Source organism: Flectobacillus sp. (assembly GCF_049240685.1).
Classification (GTDB): domain Bacteria; phylum Bacteroidota; class Bacteroidia; order Cytophagales; family Spirosomataceae; genus Flectobacillus.
The window spans coordinates 1-2,001 of the sequence record NZ_JBMLSD010000508.1 but is presented as its reverse complement, the minus strand read 5'-3'; the positions used below and the strand labels follow the sequence as shown (position 1 = coordinate 2,001).

Sequence of the window (2,001 nt, the reverse complement as noted above, 5' to 3'; positions counted from 1 at the left end):
ATGCCATCCTATCTAATCAGTCATGTCCAGAAAAATACAACAATATTTAGCAGTACTTATCTTGTCTTTATCGTTTTTCATCAAAGCGATTGGTCAAGATATTCCTGCACAGCCTAACCCTCCTCTTATGGTAAGTGATTTCGTGATGAAACTCAAGCCAGAAGAGCGTAACGCATTAGAACAAAAACTTAGAGGCTATCGTGATTCGACCTCTACAGAAATTTCAATTGTCATTGTAAAAAATACAGGTGAGTCTGATCCGTATGATTATGCTATGAAAATTGCTAAAACATGGGGAGTTGGAGCAAAAAATAAAAACAATGGGGTTTTGCTTTTATGGGCTACCGAAACACGCAAAATTCGTATCGTAACAGGTAGAGGCATTGAGGATGTGTTGCCCGATGCTATCTGTAAAAGAATCATCAATACGATTCTTGTTCCGAATTTTAAGCAACAACAGTGGTATCAAGGTCTCAATGAGGCTACCGACGAAATGATTCAGCGTGCAAGTGGTGAATTCAAATCTGATGCTACCTCAGATGATGACAGTCCACTAGGCTTTTTTATCATAGTTATTCTCATCATTGTATTTATTGTCATTTCTATCATTATTTCAAAACGTGGTGGCGGCGGTGGTCGTGGAGGCTACCGAGGCGGTGGCTGGACTCCTCCAATTATCATTACTGGCGGCTCGTCATGGGGTAATCGTAGCGGTGGTGGCGGAGGTGACAGTGGTTTTGACTTCGGAGGCTTCGGCGGTGGTGACTTCGGTGGCGGTGGCGCTGGCGGAGACTATTAAGTAGGAATGTTGAATTGTGAATTAGGGTTTTAGGAAGGATTTTAAAAACCGTTTATTGGGGATATCGGATGTTAGATTTCGGAAGGGTAATCTTTTTTATTTTGTAAAAGCAAAGGTTTTTTTCTTTATTTCCGAAATCAGAAATCCCCAATCCGCAATTATTGGAAATCCTTCGTACAATCCTAATCAAATATCCGACATCCGAAATTTTTTCAATCCTTCGTAGACCACTCGATGGGGAATTTGTAATTTTGTACATAAAATAAAATTATGCGAGAAATATGACTAACCACAGCGTTAGGTGTATCTCTCAAAAATCCCAAATCAGTCTCCAAATTGCCATTAGGCTTCATTAAATTTTTGAGAATCAGTGCTAAAAAATATCATTTCACAAGAGCTTAACGAAGCTCAACTTGTTCTCCAAAAGTTTTTATCGGACGAACATAATATCCAACAAATTGAGGCAGCAGCACAATTAATGGCTGATGCTATCAAAGCAAACAACAAGATTATTTCTTGTGGAAACGGTGGCTCACATTGTGATGCCATGCACTTTGCAGAAGAACTTTCGGGTCGTTATCGTAACGAACGCCGTTCGATGCCAGCAATCGCCATTTCGGATGTTTCACATATTTCTTGCGTAGGCAATGACTACGGTTTTGAATATATCTTTTCTCGCTTTGTAGAAGGCTTAGGCAATTCAGGAGATGTACTTTTAGGTATTTCAACGAGTGGCAACTCTGCCAACGTGATTCGTGCCGTAGAAGCTGCCAAAGCAAAAGGTATGAAAATTGTGATTTTATCAGGAAAAGATGGTGGAAAGCTAGCTGGACAAGCAGATGTAGAAATCATTGTTCCACATTTTGGCTATGCCGACCGTATTCAAGAAGTACATATCAAGGTAATTCATATCTTGATTTTACTTATCGAAAAATTGGTTATTTGGGAGTAGTTCTCTGTTAGAGGTTAATCGATAATCTAGTAGGCTAGCAGTCGATGCACCATGTTTGCGCCTCGAGTCAAGTGAAATCTAGCATAGTAGAATCAAAACATGAGTCATCCCAAATTTTAAGACTGTGATTATCCTCCATAATTTTCATAAAAAAGGGGTCGGAATCTATTTTCCGACCCCTTTTTTGAGGCTATTATGCTAGATTTACTTGGTTTGAGACGCAAGCATCGAGACGCAAGCATTGCGTCTC

At 39.8% G+C, this 2,001-nt stretch carries 2 protein-coding genes; both read left to right on the top strand.

What is annotated here, in order from left to right; translation table 11 throughout:
* The first annotated feature begins 22 nt into the window (after positions 1 to 22).
* On the top strand, positions 23 to 799 hold the full coding sequence (locus tag ACOVQ4_RS23565; RefSeq protein WP_421823034.1) for a TPM domain-containing protein: 777 nt from the start codon (positions 23 to 25) through the stop codon (positions 797 to 799).
* 370 nt (positions 800 to 1,169) lie between these two features.
* Entirely contained in the window at positions 1,170 to 1,751 is a 582-nt protein-coding gene (lpcA, locus tag ACOVQ4_RS23560; protein ID WP_421823033.1) for a D-sedoheptulose 7-phosphate isomerase, read from the top strand.
* Positions 1,752 to 2,001: the final 250 nt, after the last annotated feature.

Excerpts from the sequence above, each read along its gene's own strand:
- ACOVQ4_RS23565 (WP_421823034.1), top strand. The coding sequence starts at position 23 with ATGTCCAGAAAAATACAACAATATTTAGCAGTACTTATCTTGTCTTTA.